Source organism: Streptomyces sp. NPDC096105 (assembly GCF_044763335.1).
Classification (GTDB): Bacteria; Actinomycetota; Actinomycetes; order Streptomycetales; family Streptomycetaceae; genus Streptomyces.
This window is the reverse complement of record NZ_JBIWGC010000009.1, coordinates 19,748-42,809: the sequence shown is the minus strand read 5'-3', so window position 1 is coordinate 42,809 and position 23,062 is coordinate 19,748. Positions and strand designations below refer to the sequence as shown.

Below are 23,062 nucleotides of genomic sequence, written 5' to 3'. Positions count from 1 at the left end.
CCGAAACACCGAACGCCTTGGCTCAATTGAGCAGAGGAGAGGAATACGAGTCGCTCACTTGAGCGGCGCCGGGAATCCAGTCGGACAGAACGGACATCGCCGCCGCTTCCCGGGGCCTGGTGGAGCGTCCGGTTTAACGGGAAGTGACCGCAGGGATTCCAAGAATTCCCCTGGTGTCCGGTCTTCGTGCGGGCAGGTCTCCCCTTCCGCCCGTTACCTCCCCGGGCACCGCAGCGTCACCCGCGCCTCGCCGGAGGACGCCGCCTCGGGGGTCAGATCGGGGCCGCTGGGCAGCATGGCCAGCAGCGGGGACGGCATCGTCCGCGCCTCGACGCCCCCGTAGCCCAGCGCCTCCACGCCCTCCTGGGACAGCAGCCGGTACTTCACGCCCTCGTCCGTGACCAGGTAGGTGGTGTCGCCCAGCGCGCTGCCGCTGGCGCTCAACGCCCTGACCAGCGAGCCCTTTCCGGCCTGCACGGCGATGGCGTCGACCTTCAGGCAGCCCGGTTCGGTCTCGGGCGCCGGTTCCTGCACGGTCCGGGGCAGGGCGCCCTCGGGCAGCACCGAAGCGCCCACCCGCACACCGGAGCCCGCGGAGTCGACGTCGGCGCAGGCCACGGAGCCGGCGGGGACGGTGACCGCCGCCGGCGGCTTCTCCGGCAGCTTCGCCGAAGAGGCCTCGGCGGACGCGGAGTCCTGGGCGAGGTGCTCGGCCAGGATGTCCGCGCCGAGCGTCGCCACGTTCGCGGCCTCGCCGCCGTACGCCCTCTCCCGCGTCCGCGGGTCGCCCAGCACGAGCGTGGCCTCGGTGGCCGTGAGCGGGACCAGGCCCTCCCGGGTGAGCAGGTGGTACCGGGCGTCGGAGCCGGGTACGTCGACCCGGAAGAGCTGCCCGACGCGGGTGTCGTGTCCGCCCAGTTCGGGGCCCTTCTCGCCCCGGCCGGGCACCTCGGCGGGGGTCAGGTCGGGGCCCAGCGGGAAGGCGTCGAGGAAGGCCGCGGACACGGGACGCGGTTCGACGCTGCCGTATCCGAGGGACTCGGCCGCCTTCGCCCGTTCGTCCAGGCGCAGCCGGCTGCCCTGCCAGAGCAGGTACGTGGCGTCGTCCGGACCGGCCACGAGCAGGCCCTCGCCGGCGCCCAGTCGCCTGCCGCCGGGCAGGTCCTGCGGCGCGTCGGTGCCCAGGGCGAGGGTCGTGGTCGCCGTGACCACGCCGGTCGTCCGCGGCCGGACGGCGGAGCACACCAGCCAGGGGGTGCGGTCCAGGTCGCCGGTGCCCGGCAGTGCGTCGGGCGCGTCGGGGATGCCGAGCGGCGTTCCGTGCGCAGTGCCGGCCAGCGAGGCCGTGCCCACGGTCGTGACCTTGATGTCGCCGCCGGCGATCAGCCGGGCGGACGCGTAGTTGCGCACCGGACGCAACCTGCCGTCCAGGTACAGGTAGCGCGCGCCGGTCTGCTTGTCGACGATCAGGTTCTCGCCCGAACGCCACGAGTCGTTGCCGCCGGGCCGGAGGAGGCCGAAGACGAAGGCGCCGGCGCACACCAGCACGGCGATGACCACGCCTATCGCGGCACCGCGGTTGGTTCTGCCCAGGGGGCTCTCCGGGGCGTCGGGCTCGGCGCGCAGCATGGCCGAGGCCAGCCGCCCCATGACGAAGAGGTGCGCCTGTACCTGGTCGCGTTTGTTGTCCACGTCACGTTCTCCCGGGTCAGCCGTTGATGCCGCGGAGCAGGCCGTAGACGCCCATGGACCAGAGCGTCAGCGGCAGGATGCTGATGGCGGCGAGCGAGTGCAGCAGTTCGGCCGCGCGCCCCCAGTAGGGCACGAGCCGTCGCCCCGGCACGGTCCACGAGGCGATCGTGATCACGGCCGCCAGTCCCGTCAGACCGGCCACCAGGGTCAGCCGGTCCGCGGGGGCGAGCGCGCGCGCGGCCACCACCAGCAGCAGCACCACGCCCCAGGCCCCGGCGGCGGTCAGCGCCAGCCGCTGCCAGACGTTGCCCAGCCCCCGGCTGTGCAGCAGCAGCAGGAGTGACAGCGCGACGACGGTGAGGACCTCGGCGAGGCCCTGGTCGGCCAGGAGCGCCGCCGTGCAGGGCAGGCAGATCAGGCCGATGGCGCCGTAGAGGGCGGTCATCCAGTCGTCCGCCAGCCCCGACCGGATGTCGACCTCCGAGGTGGGGTACGGGTCGATGCCCTGCTGCAGCTGCTGGACGTTGGTCGGCAGCGGCGGCATCCGCATGCCGGCCAGCCGGAACGACAGCGACGGGACGAAGCCGCCGAACAGCACCACCACCACGGCCACCACGCCGGCCGCCTGCTGCGGTGCCAGGTCCAGGGTGATCAGGCCGGCGCCGAGCGCCCCCGCCGCCGCGACGCAGGCCGCGCCGACGAACAGCGCCGGGTACACGCCGACCGCCGCCAGGGCGAGCACCACGCCCGCTCCGCCGGCCGCGGACGCCGCCAGCAGGCGTGCGCCGAGGACGGCTTCGCCGTCGGCGCCGCCCAGGTCGCCGCCCGGCAACAGCCAGCCCGCCAGGGCGAAGTAGGGCGCCGCCATCAGGCCGAGCACCGAGCCGGCCCCGGCGTCCCCGACGGCCCGGGAGGCGCTGCCCGCTCCGGCGATCAGCAGCAGTCCGACGGCCGAGGCGGCGACCGCCCGCACCCAGCCGTCCGTTCCCGGCACGGCCAGCAGCACGACGCCCAGTGTCAGGGTGGCCGCGGCCAGTCCGCGCAGCAGTCGCCGGCCGGCCTCCGGGCTCCAGCCGTGCGGCCTGCGGCTCATGCCGTCGGAGATGCCGTCGACCAGGTCGTCGATGTGCACCTCGGGCAACGCGTCGGTACGGGGCCGCAGATAAAGCTCCTCCCCGTCCCGCAGACCGAGGGAGTCCAGGGTACTCTCGGGGTCGAGCGGTGGACCGCCGAGACGTTGCAGTACCCAACCACCGTGCTCCAGGCCGGCCTCCTCCAGGTCGTCCCCCCCGTAACCGATCACAGTGGGCAGCAGATCGGCGACGGGGACGTCGGAGGGCACGGCCAGGTCGACGGTCCTGGCCGGGGCACGTACGGTGACGCGGCACAGGCTTGCCGCCTGAATCTCAGTCATGGGTTTCGGGTTCACGCTTTCTGGCGGACCACGCGATACGCGGTGGCTGGAAGATGGCAGTGGCACGCCGGCCGGTCGCTGAACGCGACGAGAAAGTCGGACGGGGCATGCGCCGACGAGTTTGACCGCACACCGGCCTTTTCGCAACACCACTGAGGAGTTCAGCGTCACGGAACCCCACGGCAATTTTGCCGCAGCCGGGGCGCGGGACTCTGACTCATTACGAAAAACCCGCGACATACCCGCGACGCACCCGATACCCGCGACACACCCGCGACGTTCCCGCGGAATTCCTTCCGAAATCGTTGAGGAGGACGTTCGTTGAGCGTGATCCTGTTCCGCAGGCCGGCCCGGCGCAAAGGCCCGGAAATGCCGTCTGGGGAACTGAGTCTTCAGGAGCCGCCGACCCTTCCGGAGGTGGTACCGGACAGTTCCGCGGTCTGGACGTATCTGCCGATGGCGCTGATGTCGGTCTCCATGATGCTGATGTTCATGCGGCCGGGCATGAGCCGGGATAGCGGTGGATTCATCTACCTGGCGCTCGGTGTGATGGTGGTCGCGTCGGCGGGCATGATGCTCGGTCAGGTCATGCGGCGCAACGGCGAGCGCAAGCAGCGGATGAAGGGCGAGCGCCGTGACTATCTGCGGTATCTGCGGCAGACCCGGCGTGTGGTGCGGGCCTCGATCGTCGAGCAGCAGCGCTCCCTGGCCTGGCGCCACCCCGAGCCCGATGCGCTGTCGTCGCTGGTGCGCAGCACCCGTCTGTGGGAACGCCGGTCGACCGACGACGACTTCGCGGAGGTCCGGATGGGGGTCGGCGACCAGCGTCTGGCGATGAAGCTGACGCCGCTGTCGACCAAGCCCGTGGAGGACCTGGAGCCGCTGTCGGCGCACGCGCTGCGCAGCTTCACCAAGGCCTACTCCACGGTGCGGGACCAGCCCATCGCGATCTACCTGCGCGCCTGGTCGAAGGTGCTGTTCCGCGGGGACGAGGAGCGGATACGGGCCCAGGTGCGGGCCCTGCTCGCACAGTTGGCGGTGTTCCACTCCCCCGACGACCTGTGGATCGCGCTGTGTGTGTCGGACGAGCGGCGCTCCGAGTGGGAGTGGGCGAAGTGGCTGCCGCACAGTCTGCACCGGCACGACGAGGACGGTGCCGGACCGGTCCGCATGATCGCGTCGGCCTTCACCGAACTGGAGAACCTGCTCGGTGCCGAGTTCCTGGAGCGGCCGGGCGCCGACCCCGACGCGGTCCCGGGACGCGAGGAGCCGTACACGGTCGTGGTGATCGACGGCTGCACGGTGCCGGCGGGGCACCGCTTCGACGGACCCGGGTTCCGCAACGCGGTGGTGCTCGACCTCACCGGGGCGCTCGCGTGGAAGCCGGGGCGGACCACGCTGCGCCTGGAGGTGGGCGAGGACGGTGTCGCGCTGGTGCGCACCGACCGCGACCGCAAGGAGCAGTCGACCGTGCTCGGCAGGCCCGACCGGCTGGGCACGGTGGGGGCGCAGGCGCTGGCCCGGCTGCTCGCTCCGTACCGGATGAGTGTGGGCGGCAGCGAATCCAAGCCCCTCGCCCACGACGTCGAGCTGACCTCGCTGCTGAACATCCCCGATCTGCACCGTCACGAGCCGGCCACCCTCTGGGAGCGGTCGACGGGCAGCGCCCGGCTCCGGGTGCCGATCGCGGTGAGCGGTGACGGCAGGCCCGTGGAGCTGGACATCAAGGAGTCCGCGCAGGGCGGTACGGGACCGCACGGCATGCTCATCGGCGCCACCGGCTCCGGCAAGAGCGAACTGCTGCGCACCCTGGTGCTGGCGCTGGCGCTGACCAACTCCTCCGAGACGCTGAACTTCGTCCTCGTCGACTTCAAGGGCGGCGCCACCTTCCTCGGCCTCGACGAACTGCCGCACACCTCGGCGGTGATCACGAACCTCGCCGACGAGGTGTCGCTGGTCGCCCGTATGCAGGACGCGCTGCACGGGGAGCTGATCCGGCGGCAGGAGCTGCTGCGCGCGGCCGGGAACTACACCTCGGCGCTGGAGTACGAGAAGGCCCGCGCGGCCGGTACGCCGTTGCAGCCGCTGCCCAGCCTGTTCGTGGTGGTCGACGAGTTCAGCGAACTGCTGGCCTCGCACCGCGACTTCATGGAGCTGTTCGTGATGATCGGCCGGCTCGGGCGCAGCCTCGGGGTCCATCTGCTGCTGGCCTCGCAGCGGCTGGACGAGGGCCGCATGCACCAGCTGGAGAGCCATCTGTCGTACCGGATCGGCCTGCGGACGTTCTCCGCGATGGAGAGCCGCGGCGTGCTGGGCGTGCCGGACGCGTACGAGCTGCCCGCGCAGCCGGGCGCCGGGTTCCTCAAGAGCGGTGTCGACGCGCTCACCCGGTTCCAGGCCGCGTACGTCTCGGGCCCCTACCAGCGGCGCCGGGCCGTCGTGCAGGCGCAGGTGGCCCGTCAGGTGGTGCCGTGGACGGCGGAGTGGGTGGTGCCGCGCGCGCCCGCGGACCCGGACCTGGCGGGGGCACCCGACGAGGAGGAACCGGAAGCCGGGGGCGACGACGGGGAGAACGGGGAGACGCTGCTGTCGGTGGCGCTGGACCGGCTGCGCGGCGCGGGGCCGCCCGCCCACCAGGTGTGGCTTCCCCCGCTGGACCGGCCGACGACCCTGGACCAGATCCTGCCCCCGCTGTCCCCCGATCCGCGGTACGGCCTGACCACGGCCGACTGGCCGCTGCGGGGACGGCTGACCGTGCCGGTGGGTGTCGTGGACCGTCCCTTCGACCAGCTGCGTGATCTGCTGACGGTGGACCTGTCGGCGGCCGGGGGCCATGTGGCCATCGCCGGCGGCCCGCAGAGCGGCAAGAGCACCCTGCTGAGGACCCTGATCACCGCTCTGGCGCTCACCCACACCCCGCGCGAGGTGCAGTTCTACTGCCTGGACTTCGGTGGCGGCACCCTCGCCTCACTCGACGGGTTGCCGCACGTGAGCGGGGTCGCCGCCCGGGTGGACACCGAGCGGGTGGGCCGTACGATCGCGGAGGTCACCACGCTGCTCGCCGGGCGGGAGCGGTTCTTCCTGGAGCACGGCATCGACTCCATGGCCACGTACCGCAAGCGGCGCGCGGCGGGCGAGTTCCCCGACGAGCCGCACGGGGACGTCTTCCTGGTCATCGACGGCTGGTCCACCGTGCGCCAGGACTTCGACCGGCACATCCCCACGTTCAACGCGCTGGCCTCCCGCGGACTCAACTACGGGGTGCATCTGCTGATCACCACCGCCCGCTGGATAGAGCTGTCGTCCTCGGTGCGCGACCAGACCGGGACCCGGCTGGAGCTGCGGATGGGGGATCCGATGGACTCCCAGATCGACTCCCGCAAGGCGGCGACGATTCCGCGCAGCGCGGGGCGGGGGCTGACCCCCGACAAGCTGCACTACCTGTCGGCGCTGCCGCGTCTCGACGGGGTCGAGGACGCCGACGACCTCGCGGACGGAGTGGCGGGGCTGGTCGCCGCGGTCGACGAGAGCTGGCCGGGTCCGCGGGCTCCCCGGGTGCGGATGCTGCCGGCGAGCCTGCCGGCCGAGGAACTGCCGGAGCCGGAGGGCGACCTGGGCCTGCGGATCGCGCTCGGACTGGACGAGAACGAACTGGCGCCGGTGTGGCACGACTTCACCGAGAACCCGCATCTGATCGTGGTGGGCGACACCGAGAGCGGGAAGACGAATCTGCTGCGGCTGGTCGCCCGGGGCATCACCGAGCGGTTCACGCCCGCCGAGGCCCGGATCATGACGGTGGACTACCGGCGGGAGCTGGTGGAGAGCGTGCCCCAGCCCTACCGGCTGGGACACGCGGTGTCCCTGGACATGCTGCGGGAACTGGTGGACGGCGCGGCCCGGGCGGTCAAGCAGCGGGTTCCGGGGGAGGACATCGCCCCGTCGCGGATGCGGCTGTGCGACTGGTGGCAGGGGCCCCGGCTGTTCATCCTGGTCGACGACTACGACATGGTGGGCAGCGGTCCCATGGCGCATCCGTTCGCCCCGCTGATGGATCATCTGGCGCTGGGCCACGAGGTGGGACTGCACCTGGTGGTGGCGCGGTCCGCGGCGGGCGCCGGGCGCGGGCTGAACGAGGCGTTGCTGCGCAGGATGCAGGAGGTCAACACGCCCGGGCTGCTGATGTCGTGTCCGCCGAGCGAGGGGTATCTCTTCGGCAGTGTGAAGGGGCGGGAGCTGATTCCGGGGCGGGCGATACGGATCGCCCGGCGCAAGACACTGCAGATTCAGACGGCGCTGGTGAAGGACGCGCCGTGAGACACCCGTGCCCTCTCCTCGCCCGTCCCCCGGTTGTCCGTCCCCCGGCGGGAGGGCCGCTTTGGCCCTCCGCCGGGGGGCCGGCGTGCGCCGCCGGTCCGGTACGGGGAGCCCGGGGCCGGGGCGGGCCGGGGGGTGCGGGTGCGGTCCGGCGCCCGCGGAACGCCGTCGCGCTCGCGGAACGCGACGGCGTGCGGGTGGCTGGGGAAGGGAGGTCAGTCCGGGGCGGGAGCGGTGCGGGGGTGCCGGTGCGGGGGGCGCCAGTTCCGGGCGCGGCCCCGGGGGATCACCACGGCCATCGCGGCGAGCAGGAGCACCGCCGTCAGGCCCACCGCCGCGACGGTCAGGGAACGGGTGCGGGGCGCCGGGTCGGCCGGGGGCGGCAGCCGTGCGGGGGCGGGGGCCGACGCCGCCTCCCCTCCTCCGTCCTGGACCAGGGACAGGGCGGCGTACGGGTCGAGGCGGGGGGTGTCCGACGGGTACGCGGTGTCGAGCAGCCGGCGGGCGACCTCCGGCGCGGACAGTTCCGGGTGGTAGGCGCGTACGAGCGCGGCGGCGCCCGCGACGCCCGCCGCGGCCAGCGAGGCACCGGAACCGATGTAGTGGCCGGGGCCCCCGGGACCGACGCTGACCATGTCGCCGCCGGGCGCGGACAGGTCGGGCTCGTGGGCGGGCGGCGCGTTCTCCTGCCGTACGCCGGCGGGGCCGAAGTCGACGACGGCCAGCGCGCCCGGTGCGGCGGCCGGCCAGTACGGGCCCTCGGGCATCTCGCCGTCCGGCCCCAGTTCCTCGCGGGGCACGGCGTCCGGGGCGGCCGGGGCGACGACCAGCGCGCCGCGGCGCGTGGCGTGGGCGACCGCGTCGGTGAGTTCGGCCTTGCCGGTACGCAGGGCCTGACCGACGTAGACGACCTGCGCGCCCTGGTCCGCCGCCGTGCGGATGCCGAGGGCGACGCGTTCCGGCGAGGGGACTCCCCGGTCGTCGGTGCCCGACAGGGCGAGGATCTCGGCCTGCGGGGCGACCCCGGTGATGCCGCTGCCCTTCTCCGGCGCCGCGGCGATGAGCCCGGCGGCGAACGTGCCGTGGCCCACGCAGTCCTCGTCCGCTCCGCCGACGGCCGTCACCCGGCCGGACAGGCTGGGGACGCCGGTGGCGACACCGGTGTCGACCACCGCGACGGTCACTCCGTCGCCGCGGGAGATCCGCTGGGCCCGGGACAGCCCGAGCGCCGTCTGGGACCACGCCGCTCCGGTGGCCGTCCGCTTCGAGGCCCCCGTGCACGGGTTGTCCTCGCCGAGCCGGACGGGCAGTGGGGGCAGCAGTGTGGTCCCCGGATCGTCGGCACCGGACTCTGCCGGGGGGGTGGTCGGGGCGGCGAGGGCCGGCCCGCCGCCGGCCGGCAGGGCGACGGCGATCGTCAGTACGACACCCATGCACCGCCACTTCATGACATTCCGCATATCTCGCATGATATGCACAGGACAGGCACGGCGCACAACGCCAACGACACAGCGGCACAAGGAGGTTCGAGGCGTGGCACGGCACATACTCACGGTCAGCCCGGAACGGTCGGACGGCTTCCAGACGATCGGTGAGGCACTGGCCCAGGCCCGCACCGGGGCGGTGATCCGGGTCCGTCCCGGCCGCTACGCCGAGAACCTCGTCATCCGGCACCGGGTGACGATCGTCGGCGAGGGTGAGCCGGGCACCGTCGAACTCTGCCCGCGGGACGGCACCGCCGTGACCCTCATGGCCGACGCCGTGATGCTCAGCGCCCTCACCATCCGGGGACGCGACAAGGAAGCCGCGGTCGTGGACGTACCGGCCGGGCAGGCCGCTCTGGACGGATGCACGGTGACCGGTTCCGGATGGACGGCCCTGCTGGTCCGCGGCAAGGGCTCGCTGGCCGCCCGCGGCTGCCGGATCAGCAACCCGGGCGGCGCCGGCCTCGTCGACTCGTCGGAGAGCGAGAGCGTCGTCGAGGACTGCACGTTCGAGAACTTCGGCACCTCCGCCGTGGTCATCGGCGAGACGGCCGGGCCCCTCGTCCGCGACTGCCGCATCCGCGGCGCGCGGGCCAACGGCGTCCTCGCGAACGGCGAGGCCCGGGGCACCGTGGAGGGCTGTGACATCTCCGGCACCGACAAACCCGCCATCGCCCTGGAGGGGCACAGCTCGACCCGGGTGCTGCGCTGCACCGTCCACCACACGGCCGTGGGCCTGCTGGTGACCAGCATGTCCCGCCCGGAGATCGAGGAGACGTCGTTCGAGTCGATCTCGCAGACCGGCGTGGTCCTCTCCGGCGGGACCGACCCGCTGCTGAACCGCTGCGTCACCCGGCGCACGAAGAACAACGGACTGCTCGTCATGGACCGTTCGCGCGGGATCCTGGAGGGCTGCGCCTTCCACGGCTCGACCGAGGCGGCCGTGCGGGTCGTCGAGGGCGGCGCCCCGATGCTGCGGGACACCGTGGTGAGCGACTGCGCCGACACCGCCGGGGCGGTGCAGCTCGCGGACGACTCCACGGCCGAGTTCGACCGTCTGGAGGTCCTGGACGCGGCCGGCGTGGGCATCTCGGTGCGCTCAGCCGCCAACCCCCTGCTGCGCCGCACCCGGGTCACCGGCGCGGGCGGCCACGGAATCGAGTTCACCGACGACGCCCGCGGCCGGCTGGAGCACTGCGAGGTCGAGTCCGCCGGCGGCTGCGCGGTGAGCATCGACGACGACTCCGATCCCGAGATCGGCGACACCGTACTGAGCTCCGCCGCCCGCTCGGGTCTCCTCGTCGGTGAACGCGGCCGCGGCACCCTGCGGGACTGTGTGATCAACGACAGCTCCGATGCGGGTGTCAGCGTGCGGGACGGCGCGGAGATCAGCCTGGAGCGGGTCCGGGTGAACGGCTCGAAGGCACACGGCGTCCAGGTGTCGCGCGGCGGCCGGGCCGCCCTCAACGCCTGTGAGATCACGGGCAGTACGGGCGACGGCGTACGGATCGACAGCGCCGAACCGGTCGACGTAACCCGGTGCGTCGTACGCGACAACCGGGGTGCGGGGCTGCGGCAGAGCCGCGCGAGCGAGCGGCTCACGGTCGAGCTGCTGACCAGCGCGGACAACGGACTGCCGGACAGCTGGGGCGAGTCGGCCGAAACGGCCGGCGAGGGCGGCGCCCCGGGCGGACCCGGCAAGGAACCGGAGCCCGAGGGCCCGCTGGCCGAACTGAACGCGCTCATCGGCCTGGAGAACGTCAAGCACCAGGTGAACACGCTGGTCAACCTGAACCAGCTCGCGGAGCGCCGGCGCCGGCTCGGCATGCCGGTCCCGTCGATGAGCCGGCACCTGATCTTCGCGGGGCCGCCCGGCACCGGCAAGACCACCGTCGCCCGCCTCTACGGCAGCATCCTCGCCGACCTGGGCGTGCTCAGGAGCGGACACCTGGTCGAGGTCGCCCGCGCCGATCTCGTCGCGCAGGTCATCGGCGGTACGGCCATCAAGACCACCGAGGCGTTCAACAGCGCCCTGGGCGGGGTGCTGTTCATCGACGAGGCCTACACGCTCACCGTCGAGGGGACGTCCAACGACTTCGGCCGCGAGGCCGTCGACACCCTGCTGAAGCTGATGGAGGACCACCGCGACGACGTGGTCGTGGTGGCGGCCGGCTACTCCGAGCAGATGGAGTCGTTCCTGTCCGCCAACCCGGGGCTCGCCTCCCGCTTCACCCGCACCATCGAGTTCGACAACTACGCGGTGGAGGAGCTGGTGACGATCACCGAGAGCCTCTGCCACCGCCACCAGTTCGAACTCGGGCCGCTGACCCGGGAGGCCCTCGCCGTGCGCTTCGAGCAGATGACGCGCGACGCGTCCTTCGGCAACGGCCGTGCGGCCCGCGGCGTGTTCGAGGACATGGTGGACCGGCAGGCGTTCCGGCTCGCGGCCATGACCGACCCGGCGGAGAACGACCTGACGCTGCTGCTGCCGCAGGACGTCGGCGACGCGGAGGCGGCGGCCGTCGGCGGGACGGCGCAGGACGCCGACGGCGCGTCCGACCCGATGGCCGAACTCACCGCCATGGTGGGGCTCGCCGCCGTGAAGCGGGAGGTCGCCGACCTGGTCAGTCTGCTGACCAACGCCCGGCAGCGGATCGCCGCGGGGCTGCCCGCCCCCCGGATCAGCAACCACCTGGTCTTCAGCGGGCCGCCCGGCACGGGCAAGACCACCGTCGCCCGGCTGTACGCGAAGCTCCTGCACTCGCTGGGGGTGCTCCCCCGCGACTCCCTGGTGGAGGTGGCGCGGGCGGACCTGGTGGGCCAGTACGTCGGCCACACCGCCCAGCGCACCAAGGAGGTCTTCACCAGCGCGCTGGGCGGGGTGCTCTTCATCGACGAGGCCTACACCCTGACCCCCGAGGGATCGTCCAACGACTTCGGCCGCGAGGCCGTCGACACCCTGCTGAAGCTGATGGAGGACCACCGCGACGAGATCGTGGTCGTCGTCGCCGGGTACACCGAGGAGATGAGGCGCTTCCTCGATTCCAACCCCGGTCTGACGTCCCGGTTCTCCAAGTTCGTGAGGTTCGAGGACTACAGCACGGACGAGCTGGTCACCATCGTGTCCCGGCACGCCGCCGCCTCCGGGTACGAGTGCGCCCCCGCCACCCTGGAGGCCCTGCGCGCCCATGTGGACGCCCTTCCGCGCGACCGGTCCTTCGGCAACGCGCGGCTGGCCCGGCAGCTGCTGGAGACGATGATGACGAGCCAGGCCCGCCGGCTGGGCGGCCTGAGCTCGCCCAGTCTCGCCGACCTCACGACGCTGCTGCCGGAGGACCTGCCGCCGGCCCGGCGGCGGGAGGCCGCCCTGTGACGTGCTGAAGGCGGACGCCCGCCGGTCGCGGTGCCGGCGGGCGGTTCGGATCACACCGTGAGCCTGATCGCTTCGATCCACAAGTTGTTGTCGTGGGTGCCGACGTAGGTGAAGTCGTAGCCGGTCCCGGGTTCGTCGCAGGCCAGGCCGAGCCAGGTGTCGTCGTGGACGTAGGAGGTCTGGCAGACGGTGCCGGCGCCGAGGTCGACGCTGATGCTGAACCCCAGCATGTGCGGAGCGCCTTTCTCGGTGCTGCCGACGTAGTGGTCGACGCCGTCGGCGACACTTGTCCACTTGTCGGCGTAGTGCCCTGTGCCGTCGGTCGACGCGGGGTTGTGGGTGAAGGCGCCACCGGATGTGCCGTTGGTTCCGGACACGGCGATGTTGGCGGCCGTGAGCGTTCCCGAGCCCGGGGTGCCCGCCACGGCCCCGTCGCACGCCACGTCGCTCCAGCCCCGGCCCGCCGCGTGGACCCGGTAGCAGATGTGCCGGCCGGGATCCGAGGCGGCCAGCTGCTGGACGGCGTAGGCGGCGGTGTTCGGCGGGAGCTTGGGGGCGGCGGGCTGCTTCTGGGTCTTCTGCGCCTTCTGCTCCCCCTGAGGCTTCGCGGAGGACGTCTGCACCGGCGGCTCGGACTGCTTCTTGACGTCGGGGCTCGACTTGGCGGACGGCTTCCTGGTCGAGGGAGCCGGTGTGGGCGTGGCCGGGGCGTACTGGCCCTTCGGTACCTCCAGGGAGTCCTCGTCGAGGAGTGTGCCGGAGCCGGCGGCTGTCTTCACGTCGTCCTTCTTCTGCCGCGAGTCGTCCGTGGCCCAGATCAGCAGCGGCACGGCGAGGAGGACGACGCCCGCGATGCCGGCGGCGGCGAGCAGGGGCTTCTTCGGGTTCCCGAACCGCGGCCCGTCCGCACCGGCAGCGGCAGCGGCGGTTCCGCCCGCACCGGCGGCGGCAGCGGCGGCGGTTCCGCCCGCCCCGGCGGCCTCGTCGGCTGCGGCGGCCCGGACGGTGGTGGCCGGCTCGGCGGCGCTCTCGCTCTCCGCTTCCGGCCGCTCCTGCGAGGCGGACGCGGTGACCGTCGTGGCGGGTTCCCCGGTGGCGGGCTGCTCGGGGGCGGCCTCGCTCTCGGAGGCGCCGGGGGCGTTGGGGGTCTCGGGGGTTTCCGGGGCCGGCTGTGCCGTCCCCCCCTCTTCGGCGCCGCCCTCGGCGGGCTCCGGTGCAGCCGTACGCCGTGCGGCCGGTGCCAGCATCGGGCCGGGGTCGGCCGCCGCCGGCCCGAGGGAGACGGCCCTGCGGACGGACGAGCCGCCCGTGCCGTCGGGCCCGTCGGAAGCGGGCGGCTTCTTCTGACTTGTCATCGTTCTCCTCGGTCTGTGTGGACTGTGGGGTGACGGATGGTCGTGGGCGCGACCCCGCTCGTTATCCGTCCTGACCCACGGGCCCGGAACAGCGTTCCGGCCACTGCGGGTCGTCACCGGTGCGGAAGCCCTTGGCCAGCGCCTCCTCGAGGTGCGTGAGGGCCTTGAGGTCCAGCCCGCTCAGTTCCTCCGACCCGTCCATGTAGGCGGTCGCGTTCCCGGGGAGCTCACGCAGCAGGACGACGGAGGGGCCCGCGGGCTCGGTCCGTACCCCCAGCACCCGGAAGCCGGTCCCCGGCACGAAGACGATCTCCTCGTACGTCTCCGGGGAGCCGCCCGGACGGTCGAGCAGTTGCCGTACCTTGCGTCCGGTGACGGACCAGATCGCGTAGCGCACGGGGGCCCCGGCGGGGAGCGCCGAGGATCCGGCCAGGGCGCTGACCGGGGCGGGGTCGTGCAGCAGCGTGCCGACCGCCGGCCCGGGGCCGTCGGCGTCCCCGCCGCGCAGGGCCACGCCCCGGTAGGAGGGCAGCCGGCGCAGAGCGGACGCCAGACAGCCGCCGTAGGGCAGCAGGCGCCCCTCGCCGGTGTGCAGGTCCCGGATCAGCTCGCGGTGGTGCAGGGGCCCTTCCTCGGCGGTGAGGTAGGCGTGCGCGGCGATGAGATCGGCCCGCGCCGCCTCCAGTTCGTGACCGCGCAGGGCGGGCATCCGGGTGAGCACCCGTGACACGGCGGCGGCGTGCACCTCCCAGGCCCCGGCCGCGGCCTCCCGGAACGCGGCACGCTCGGCGGCCCCGCTGACGTGCCCGGGTACGAACGGAAGGGCGACACGGTTCGGGGCGGGCGCCTCACCGCTCCGCCCCCGCGGTCCCGGCACCGCCCCGGCACGCACGGCCCGGCCGCCGTCCGGCCCCGGACCGCCCCCCTCGGCGGCGGTGCGCCCCGCCCCGCCGACGGCACCGTCGGCTCCGGGGCGCGCCCCGGCCGGGGAGACGGACCGAGGCCCCACGGCCTCCGGGCCCGCCCCGCCGTCCGGCGACGCGGCGGCCCCGGGAGCCCTCTGCCCGCTCCCGGCGGCGGCACCGGCCTCCGGAGACGCGGCGGTCGCGGGTCCTTCGGCGGGCCGCCCCTCCGGACGGGACTCCGAGGACGCTTCGGGCACGGCGGACACGGTGGGCACGGATGCCCCGGGCTCCGCTTCCCCGGGTTCGGTGGCCTCCGTATCCACTTCGGACTTCCCTCCGGCCGGAGGGGAGGCCGGTGACGGAACGGACCCGCCCTCCCGAAGGGATCCCGGAGGCACGGATCCCCCGGCACCGGCGGCCGGCCGGTCGGGGACGTCCGTGTCCACCCGGGCATCCGTGTCCACCCGGGCATCCGGGGACGCGGCATCCGGGGGCACCCGCACCCCGGGCCCGGCGGCCTGCGGATCGACGGCGGCCGTACCGCCGGGGCGGGCAACCCGGCCTCCGGGCCCGGCGGCCGACGGACCGCTCACAGCCGCACCGGGCCGACGGACCGCCCCGGCGCCGGGCCCGGTGGCCGGAGAGGCAGAGGCCGTACCGGACCCGCCATCCCGCGGACCGGCACCGGCCCCACCGGCCCCGCGCCCCGCCCCACCGGCAGGCACTGCAGGAACCACACCCGGTCCACGGCCCGCCCCACCGGACACCGAAGCCTCACCGGACCCGCCATCCCGCAGGCCGGCACCGGCCCCACCGGCCCCGCGCCCCGCCCCACCGGCAGGCACTGCAGGAACCACACCCGGTCCACGGCCCGCCCCGGTGGCGGGCGGGGCGGCCGCTGTGCCGGAACCGTGGGACACGGTCGGCAGCACCCGACCGGGCTCGGCGGCCGACGGGCCGCCGGTGCCCGTGCCGGGTCCGGCCGCGGGCGACGCGGTGGCCGGGCCGGGCCCCCGGGCCGTCCGCCCGGGCGGTGGGACACGGCCGGGCTCCGCGGCCGTCCCCGGCCGGCCGGTCACCGTGCCCGGGTACGAGGGCCGGGCGGTGGTGACGTAGCGGATGTTCGGTATGCCGTGTTCGGCGGCCAGGCGGCGCAGAGCGCCGTCGCCCGCCAGGAGCCTGCCGCGGACCAGCAGGGTGGTGCGCGACCGGACGTCGGTTCCGAGGCCGCGCACGAGGCGGGACAGCGCGGGCAGCAGGGAGTCGTCCAACGGCTGGCCGGGCATGCCCAGTTCGATGGCGCACACCTCGGGGTCGACGGGCGGTCCGAGCGGTCCCGGGCGGGGGCCGCCCGGCGTCCACAGGGCGAGGCCGGCCCGGGTCACCGTCGCCTGCCAGCGGTCCGTCAGCCGTACCGTCCCCCGCTCACCGCCGCCGAGGATCCAGTCGGGCGGGTGGATCTCCACCGGCCTGGGGACGGGAGCCCGCCCCTCGGAGTCGACCGGACCGCAGACCACGGACGACACGAACGGCCGCCAGCTCGGCCTGCCGTCCAGCCCGACCAGCGTCGGCCGGGGAGGCGTTCCGGGCGGCGCGTGGTCGTCGAGCAGCGGCAGGCCGGTGAGCACCTCCACCTCGGCGCCCAGCAGATCGGCGACCGACTGCCCGAGCCGCAGCAGGTCACGCCGGCCGCCGGGCGCGATCCGGGTGCGGGCGCGCTCCGCCTCCGGCAGCCCGCTGAGGACGGCGGCGACCTCGTCGGCGGCGACGTCCTCCGCCTGCGGGGCGCCGACCAGCACCGTCAGCCGCTCGAAGTCGACGGGTACGGAGAAGCACAGGTCGTCGGGGGCGGGTCCGGGCGCCTCGGCCGGGCGGATCACCACGCCCGCCGGGATGCGGTCCACGACGCAGCCGCCGGCCGTGCGCACGGGCACCCCGTCCAGCGCCTCCTCCCAGACGGGCGCCGGGGCGCGCCGGCCCGCCTTCCGCGGCTCCGCGCCGGGCGCGAACCGCCACCACGCGCGTCCGGGACCGGAGTCGCCGTGGACGAAGAGCGCTCCCCCGGGCGTGATCAGGACGGCCCCGTCCGGGGCCGTCACCTCCAGTTCCCAGGCGTCCGCGATCCTGCGGGCGACGCTGGGCCGGTCCGGCCGGTCGTCACCGGCGCCGGACATCACGAGCCGGACCCGTTCGGTGCCCCGCGCGCGGAGGGAGTCGAGGAGCGTGCCCAGCCGTGCCCAGTGGTCGGCGTCGGGCCCCCCGCCCCCGGCGGCGGAGCCCACGATCACCGTGACGACGTCCTCCTCCCGCCCGACGGCGCCCGCCACCTCGGCCACGACGTCCAGCGGGAACGAGTCGTCCTCGACCGAGCGCACCAGCAGCACGCCGTCGACGTCCTCGACCGGCGGACCGCCGACGCCCCGGTTCCCGGTGCCGTTCGCACCGCCGGCCGGGCTCGCCGTGCCGCGGCGGCCCGCGCCGGAGCCGGACCGGCGTCCCCGGCCCGGCATCACGGACGACCAGCGGCTCACGCGTCCGTCCCCCGGACCGGGTGAACGGCCTCGGTCAGCACCCGCGCGGTGCGGTCCACGGGCGCGGCGGCGGGGGCCCGCTCCTGCGCACCGCCTTGGACCGCGTCGCGTACGGCGTCGGGATCCAGCAGCATGCTCACCGCGGCCGAGGGGTTCAGGTACAGCACGTGTCCCTCGGGGACGCGCGTCAAGAGCTCGTCGACGCCGACGAGTTCGAAGGCGAAACGCCCCGACGTGTGCAGGAACACCGACGAGGTGAACAGCGGCACGACCGGCGTCCCGTCCGGCGCCGCCGCACTCAGCAGACCGCCGCCCGGCGCCGTCAGCACGGCGACTTCCCGCCCCGCCAGCGCCGCCGGCACCGCCTCGCCGGGCCCGTAGCCGGTCGACGCGAGCTGGATGGCGCGGTCCACCTCGTCCTCCGGCTCGGGCCAGCCGAGCGCGCGCGGGGACGGCCGGTACTCGGGGTTGTCCTCCCACTCGACGATCTCGCCGTCGAGGCCGGACCGCCACCGGCCGGTCATCGCCCACTCCGGCGGTTTCCCCTCCCCGGACCACATCGGGTCGACCACCCCCAGCCAGTGGTCCGGGGCGAGGCGGGCCGCCTCGCGGATGTCGTCCGGAACGGGCGGGAGCGCCTCGTCCTGCTGGCTCATCGCTGTCCTCACTCGGTGGATCGGGACGACGGTGCGGTCCGTGCCGGGTCGTCCAGGGCATCCGGGTCGTCCAGGGCATCCGGGTCGTCCAGGGCGTCCGGGTCGTCCAGGGCGTCCGGGTCGTCCAGGGCATCCGGGTCGTCCAGGGCGTCCGGGTCGTCGCGCCAGAGGAGGCGGCGCGCGGTGGTGGCGTCCGTGACGACTCCGGTGAGCAGTCCGGACCTCAGTGCGGCGCGGACCGCCCCGGCGCCGCGTCCTCCGGCCGTGACGCCGATCAGCTCCGCGACGCCGCGGAGTTCGGCGACGCTGACGGCGATCGTGCGGGCGTTCAGCTCGGTGGGGATCACCCGGCCGGTGGCGTCCAGGACGTGGCCGGCCACCTCGGCGCACGCTCCCGCCTCCCGGAGCGTCTCCCGCTCCCGCTCGGACAGGGCGTCGTACACCGCGGAGTGCGGGGCGTCCCACGCCGCGATGCCGACGACGGCCTTGGTGACCAGACCGAACCGGTCCAGCGTCTCGGCGGTGGCGGGCTGGCTGCGCAGGACGGCGGCCGTCGCCGCGTCGGGCAGCAGGAACGGGGTGTGGAGGGGGAACGCCCTGCCCCCGCCCGCCGCTGCCGTACGGCGGACCGCGGTGATCGCGGCGTCATGGGCGAGGTCCCGCCCGTGCACCCCGGTCAGCTGGACCACGTCGCACAGCGGCAGCCGGGTGACCGCCTCGCTGAGCGCGTCCACCGCGTGGCTGCCGTCCAGCCCGAGGACGTCGCCCTCCTCGGCGATCTCCGAGACCAGCCGGGCCGCCGCCGTGCCGAGCCAGCGCCCGCTCTGCCACTGGTCCGCCGACGCCGCCGTACCGCTCTCACCGCGGCCCAGGTTGACAACGATGCCGTGCCGGAGACCGAACCGCTCGGTCAGTGCCCGTCCGAGCGGGACGTCGATCTCGGCCGGGACGGTGATGTCGATCCGCACGATGTCGTGGGCCACGGCCGCGTCGAGGAGGCGGGCCACCTTGAACCGGCTGATGCCGAACTCCTTGGCGATCTCCACCTTCGACCGCTGCTCCAGGTAGAAGCGCCGGGCGACGGCGGCGGCGAGGAGCGTGTCGATCGGCGCGGGTAACGCCGCCGCCTCAGCCGGTTCGGCCATGTCGTCTCTCCGCGCTCTCATCGTTCGTCAACTCACACTACTTCCCCGGCTAGTTCATCCGTGCGAAGTGATCAAAACATGACGGAGAAGTGATATTGAAGTGACACCTGAGACGTCAGCGACCGCCGAGACCGAACTTTCCACGTCCCGAACGGGTCGCCCGCACCAGGGCGGGGAAGAAGTCATTCCGACTCCCCTCCCTCCACCAGCACCTCAGGGAGCCCCATGCTGCGCGGCATCGACGTGAGTGCGTACCAGTCGTCCTCGTACGACACCGACGGCCTGTCCTTCGTCTTCATCAAGGCGACGGAGGGCCGTTCGTACACCAACCCCAGGCTCTCGGCCCAGACGGAGAGGGCCCGCGGAGCCGGTCTGGTCGTCGGCTTCTACCACTTCCTCTGGCCGGGCAACCTCACGGCCCAGGCGGAGTACTTCGTGCGCAAGGCCCCGGAGAGACAGGGGGACGTCCTCGCGGTCGACTGGGAGACGACGGGCGAGGGAACGCATGCGAGCAACGCGGAGAAGGACCGCTTCATCCGGAAGGTGAAGGAGCTGCGACCCGGCAACAGGGTCATTCTGTATTGCAATCGGAATTTCTGGCTGAACGTCGACACGACGTCCTACGCGGGCGACGGCCTCTGGATCGCCGACTACGTCACCGCCGGGAAGCCCCGCATCCAGGCGGAGTGGCGCTTCCACCAGTACACCGACGACCCGCTGGACAAGAACGTCGCGGACTTCCCCAGCAGGCCGGCGCTGAAGGAGTGGGCCGAGGGCGCCTGACCCCGGCCCGCTCCGGGACCAGCCTACTTGTCCAGGTGCGCCCAGAACTCGTCGAAGGACAGCAGCTTGTCGCCGTCGAGGTCCCGCGACGCGATGACGGCCTCGGCGACCGTCTCGGTGACGTTCCAGTCGCCGCCCTGGGCCAGCGCGGTCTTGAACTCGGCAGCGGTGATGAACCCGTCCCCGTTCGTGTCGATCCGCTCGAACTGCTTCCGTGCTTCCTCGATGTCCGCCACCGGTCCGCCCCTCGTTCATTTCGTACGTGTACTGACGCGGGCCAGATTATCCGGCCCGGGAGCGCCGCTGATCAGCGGTCCGCCACGCGCATCTCGAACCAGGTGGTCTTGCCGTGGGAGAGGAGGTCGACGCCCCAGCGGTCGGCGAGTTCGTCGACGAGGAAGAGGCCGCGGCCGCTGACGTCCGTCTCCTGCACCGGCATCAGGCACGGCAGGGCGCGGGACGGGTCGCGGACCTCGACGCGGATCCAGCCCCGGCGGTGCCGCATGCTCAGGCCGAAGGCGCGGGCCCCGGTGTGGCGTACGGCGTTGCCGACCAGCTCCGAGACCAGCAGCACGGCGTCCTCGGTGAGCTTGGGGGGCAGGCCCCACCGGCGCAGGATGACGATCTGGACGAGCCGGCGGGCGAGGGCGGCGGACTCGGGGCGGGACGGGAGCGGAACTTCACCCTCCGTGGGGTCGCCGTACAACTCCAGTGCCTGTACGGCACGTTCGTCCTCGACCGTCGGCGACCAGCGCGACGCGGTGGCACGCCCGTCTCCCCGCGGCTGCTCCATGCCCTCCAGCCCCGCCATGCCCTCATCATGGCCGCACACCGGGGCGGCAGGGGCCGTTCCGAGGGAATACGCCCCCCGTGCGCCCCCAGTCCGCCGCGATCCTCCGGTATACGCCAAAGACATGCCCATGGCTCCGAAAGCCTGCTCGACCTGCGGCAACGATTCACGCTCGGGCAATCGACGGGCCCCCTCGACGGAAACGGCTTAAGGGTGCGACAAGGCTCCCATGATGCGCACCGCCGGGGGGCCGGACCGGACATGACGTCACCTGCGATTCCGGTGCGGGGGTTTCACCCGCTCGTCACAGGAACTTCGCCTTGCCGGGGCCTTCCTCCACGAAGCTGCGCATGCCCCGCTCGCGGTCCTCCGTGGCGAACAGGCCCGCGAACCAGTTGCGTTCCACCGCGAGTCCGGTGTCGATGTCCGTCTCCAGCCCGGCGTCGACCGACTCCTTGGCCGCCCGCAGCGCGATCGCCGGCCCCTGTGCCAGCTTCGCGGCCCAGGCGTGGGCCTGGGCGTAGACCTCGTCGGCGGGGACCACGCGGTCCACCAGGCCGAGGGACAGCGCCTCGTCGGCCCGCACCTGACGGCCGGTGAAGATCAGGTCCTTGGCCTTGGACGGGCCGATCAGCCGGGCCAGCCGCTGGGTGCCGCCCGCGCCCGGGATCAGGCCGAGCAGGATCTCGGGCTGGCCGAGCTTGGCGTTCTCCCCGGCGATGCGGTAGTCGGCGCACAGGGCGAGCTCGCAGCCCCCGCCCAGCGCGTAGCCGGTGACGGCGGCCACGACCGGCTTGGGGATGCGGGCGACGGCGGTGAAGGAGTCCTGGAGGGCGCGGGCGCGCAGGACCATCGCCGTGTGGTCCATGGCCTGCATCTCCTTGATGTCCGCGCCCGCCGCGAACACCTTCTCGCCGCCGTGGATCACCACGGCGCGCACGTCCTCGCGGCGCGTGGCCTCCTCGGCGAGCTCCTTCAGACGGTCCTGCGTGGCGACGTCCAGCGCGTTCATGGGCGGGCGGTCCAGGCGCAGCGTGCCGACGCCCTCGGCGACTTCGAGATGTACGGTCATGGCAGCAGGTTAACGGTGACTAACGGCTGGCGAGCCGGTGCCGTGGCTCACACCCGTGCCGGGGGTCCGGGGGCCGCCCCCGGGCAAGCACAGCACGGTGACCAACGGCTGACGAGCCGGCGCCGTGGCTCACACCCGCAGGGGTACGGCCACGGCCCCGGTGCGGACACCGGGGCCGTGGGCAGGGAAGCGGGCGTCCTACGCCTTCCACTTCTCCCAGGACATGTTCCAGCCGTTGAGGCCGTTGTCCGGGGCGATCACGGCGTCGTCGGAGTTCTTCACCTCGACCACGTCACCGATCAGCGAGTTGTCGAAGAACCAGGCCCCCGGGGCCTTCTTGTCCCAGCCGCCCTGCACGTCGCGCAGACCGATGCAGCCGTGGCTGGCGTTGCGGTTGCCGAAGGCGTCGCCGCCCCAGTAGTTGCCGTGGATGAAGGTGCCGGAGGTGGACAGGCGCATGGCGTGCGGGACGTCCTCGATGTCGTACTCGCCGGCGTAGCCGACCGTCTCGCCGTTCATGCGGGTGACCTTCAGCTTCTCGCTGATGACCATCTTGCCGTTCCAGGTCTCGTAGCCCGGGGCGCCGGTGGTGACCGGGATCTTCTTGATCACCTTGCCGTCGCGGATCACCTTCATGGTGTGCTTCTTGGCGTCGACCACGGAGATCTGGCTGCGGCCGACGGTGAAGGAGACCGTCTTGGCCTGCTCGCCGTAGACGCCGTCGCGGCCCTCGACGCCGTCGAGGTTGAGGTCGACGGTGACCTTGGTGCCGGCCTTCCAGTACTTCTCGGGGCGGAAGTCGAGGCGGTCGTTGCCGAACCAGTGGCCCTCGACCTCGACGGCCGGCTCGGTGGTGATGCGGATGGCCTTCTCGACGTCCTCGGGGTGGGTGATGCCCCGGGTGAAGCGGAGGGAGAAGGGCATTCCGACGCCGACGGTGGAGCCGTCCTCGGGGGTGAAGTGCCCGAGGAAGGTCTTCTTCGGCGTCAGGGTGGTGAAGCGGGAGTCCTGCGAGGTGGTGCGGCCCTCGGCGTCCTCGGCGACCGCGTGCACCGTGTAGGTGGTGGAGGCGGCCAGGTGGGTGGACGGCGTCCAGGAGGCGCCGTCCCTGGATATCGCGCCCTCGACGGCCTTGCCCTCGGCGTTCTTGACGACGACCTCGGTGAGCTTGCCCCGGGCGGCCGTCACCTTCAGCTCGCCGCTGGTCCCGACCGACGTGGCGCCGTCGCGCGGGGCGATGGCGACCACGGCCTCGGACTGCGTGCTGCGCGCCGCCGTGGAGCCCTTGTCCTCGCCCTTGCCGTCGCCCGGGCCGGAGGCCGGCTCCGATCCCCCGCCGCCGCAGGCGGTGACCGCCAGCATCACCCCGAGTGCCAGCGCCGCGAGCTTCCTGCCGCCGCGCCGCGCGCCCACCGGCGCCCCCGATATCGGCCCCACGTTCACTTGTCTCTCCCCTCGGCGGGTCCGGCCGGACCCGGCCCCCCAGTGCGCCTCTCGCGCACACCGCGCATGGTAACCACAGGCCAGGGGCGTGGAAGGCGGCGGTTC

The 23,062-nt window shown here is 73.6% G+C and carries 14 protein-coding genes; 3 read left to right on the top strand and 11 right to left on the bottom strand.

All coding sequences use genetic code 11. The features are described from left to right. Positions 1-213: 213 nt before the first annotated feature. Both eccB and eccD read right to left on the bottom strand, forming a co-directional pair. Complete coding sequence (gene eccB / locus ACIQ8B_RS16495) at positions 214-1,692, bottom strand: type VII secretion protein EccB (protein ID WP_403547505.1); 1,479 nt, start codon at positions 1,690-1,692, stop codon at positions 214-216. 16 nt (positions 1,693-1,708) lie between these two features. Further along, positions 1,709-3,106, bottom strand: a complete 1,398-nt coding sequence (gene eccD / locus ACIQ8B_RS16490) for a type VII secretion integral membrane protein EccD (protein ID WP_365418271.1) — start codon at positions 3,104-3,106, stop codon at positions 1,709-1,711. Positions 3,107-3,475: 369 nt separating this feature from the next. On the opposite strand from eccD, the gene eccCa reads away from it, so the two are divergent. After that, positions 3,476-7,420, top strand: coding sequence for a type VII secretion protein EccCa (gene eccCa / locus ACIQ8B_RS16485; protein WP_106412342.1), 3,945 nt, complete (start codon positions 3,476-3,478; stop codon positions 7,418-7,420). Positions 7,421-7,635: 215 nt separating this feature from the next. On the opposite strand, the gene ACIQ8B_RS16480 is transcribed toward eccCa, so the two are convergent. Continuing rightward, complete coding sequence (locus ACIQ8B_RS16480; protein WP_403547502.1) at positions 7,636-8,853, bottom strand: S8 family serine peptidase; 1,218 nt, start codon at positions 8,851-8,853, stop codon at positions 7,636-7,638. A 100-nt stretch (positions 8,854-8,953) separates the two neighbouring features. Between ACIQ8B_RS16480 and ACIQ8B_RS16475 the strand changes: the two genes are divergently transcribed. Then, positions 8,954-12,277 carry a right-handed parallel beta-helix repeat-containing protein gene (locus tag ACIQ8B_RS16475; protein ID WP_403547500.1) on the top strand — a complete coding sequence of 1,108 codons (3,324 nt, stop codon included), beginning with the start codon at positions 8,954-8,956 and terminating at the stop codon, positions 12,275-12,277. A 50-nt stretch (positions 12,278-12,327) separates the two neighbouring features. On the opposite strand, the gene ACIQ8B_RS16470 is transcribed toward ACIQ8B_RS16475, so the two are convergent. The 4 genes from ACIQ8B_RS16470 to ACIQ8B_RS16455 all read right to left on the bottom strand — a co-directional run bounded on the left by ACIQ8B_RS16470 (position 12,328) and on the right by ACIQ8B_RS16455 (position 18,869). Continuing rightward, positions 12,328-13,632: a hypothetical protein gene (locus tag ACIQ8B_RS16470; RefSeq protein WP_403547498.1), complete on the bottom strand. Its 1,305-nt coding sequence runs from the start codon at positions 13,630-13,632 to the stop codon at positions 12,328-12,330. A gap of 61 nt (positions 13,633-13,693) precedes the next feature. After that, positions 13,694-17,068, bottom strand: a complete 3,375-nt coding sequence (locus ACIQ8B_RS16465; RefSeq protein WP_403547496.1) for a hypothetical protein — start codon at positions 17,066-17,068, stop codon at positions 13,694-13,696. Further along, positions 17,065-17,724: a type VII secretion system-associated protein gene (locus ACIQ8B_RS16460; protein ID WP_403547494.1), complete on the bottom strand. Its 660-nt coding sequence runs from the start codon at positions 17,722-17,724 to the stop codon at positions 17,065-17,067. Before ACIQ8B_RS16460 ends, ACIQ8B_RS16465 begins: the two co-directional genes overlap by 4 nt. A gap of 8 nt (positions 17,725-17,732) precedes the next feature. Continuing rightward, positions 17,733-18,869, bottom strand: a complete 1,137-nt coding sequence (locus ACIQ8B_RS16455) for a sugar-binding transcriptional regulator (RefSeq protein ID WP_403547492.1) — start codon at positions 18,867-18,869, stop codon at positions 17,733-17,735. A gap of 225 nt (positions 18,870-19,094) precedes the next feature. On the opposite strand from ACIQ8B_RS16455, the gene ACIQ8B_RS16450 reads away from it, so the two are divergent. After that, on the top strand, positions 19,095-19,652 hold the full coding sequence (locus ACIQ8B_RS16450) for a glycoside hydrolase family 25 protein (protein WP_403547490.1): 558 nt from the start codon (positions 19,095-19,097) through the stop codon (positions 19,650-19,652). 23 nt (positions 19,653-19,675) lie between these two features. Here ACIQ8B_RS16450 and ACIQ8B_RS16445 read toward each other — a convergent pair whose 3' ends face one another. From ACIQ8B_RS16445 to ACIQ8B_RS16430, 4 genes are all read right to left on the bottom strand, one after another. Further along, entirely contained in the window at positions 19,676-19,888 is a 213-nt protein-coding gene (locus ACIQ8B_RS16445; RefSeq protein ID WP_106412350.1) for an EF-hand domain-containing protein, read from the bottom strand. Between the two features lie 71 nt (positions 19,889-19,959). Next, positions 19,960-20,463, bottom strand: coding sequence for an ATP-binding protein (locus tag ACIQ8B_RS16440; RefSeq protein WP_241911216.1), 504 nt, complete (start codon positions 20,461-20,463; stop codon positions 19,960-19,962). 283 nt (positions 20,464-20,746) lie between these two features. Then, complete coding sequence (locus ACIQ8B_RS16435; RefSeq protein ID WP_290010180.1) at positions 20,747-21,514, bottom strand: enoyl-CoA hydratase/isomerase family protein; 768 nt, start codon at positions 21,512-21,514, stop codon at positions 20,747-20,749. Between the two features lie 198 nt (positions 21,515-21,712). Next, entirely contained in the window at positions 21,713-22,957 is a 1,245-nt protein-coding gene (locus ACIQ8B_RS16430; RefSeq protein ID WP_290010181.1) for an Ig-like domain-containing protein, read from the bottom strand. Positions 22,958-23,062 lie beyond the last annotated feature (105 nt).

Coding starts and splice junctions, on each gene's coding strand:
- ACIQ8B_RS16460 (WP_403547494.1), bottom strand. CDS start 17,724: ATGAGCCAGCAGGACGAGGCGCTCCCGCCCGTTCCGGACGACATCCGC.
- ACIQ8B_RS16480 (WP_403547502.1), bottom strand. CDS start 8,853: ATGGGTGTCGTACTGACGATCGCCGTCGCCCTGCCGGCCGGCGGCGGG.
- ACIQ8B_RS16455 (WP_403547492.1), bottom strand. CDS start 18,869: ATGGCCGAACCGGCTGAGGCGGCGGCGTTACCCGCGCCGATCGACACG.
- ACIQ8B_RS16470 (WP_403547498.1), bottom strand. CDS start 13,632: ATGACAAGTCAGAAGAAGCCGCCCGCTTCCGACGGGCCCGACGGCACG.
- eccCa (WP_106412342.1), top strand. CDS start 3,476: ATGCCGTCTGGGGAACTGAGTCTTCAGGAGCCGCCGACCCTTCCGGAG.
- ACIQ8B_RS16450 (WP_403547490.1), top strand. CDS start 19,095: ATGCTGCGCGGCATCGACGTGAGTGCGTACCAGTCGTCCTCGTACGAC.
- ACIQ8B_RS16440 (WP_241911216.1), bottom strand. CDS start 20,463: ATGGCGGGGCTGGAGGGCATGGAGCAGCCGCGGGGAGACGGGCGTGCC.
- eccD (WP_365418271.1), bottom strand. CDS start 3,106: ATGACTGAGATTCAGGCGGCAAGCCTGTGCCGCGTCACCGTACGTGCC.
- ACIQ8B_RS16435 (WP_290010180.1), bottom strand. CDS start 21,514: ATGACCGTACATCTCGAAGTCGCCGAGGGCGTCGGCACGCTGCGCCTG.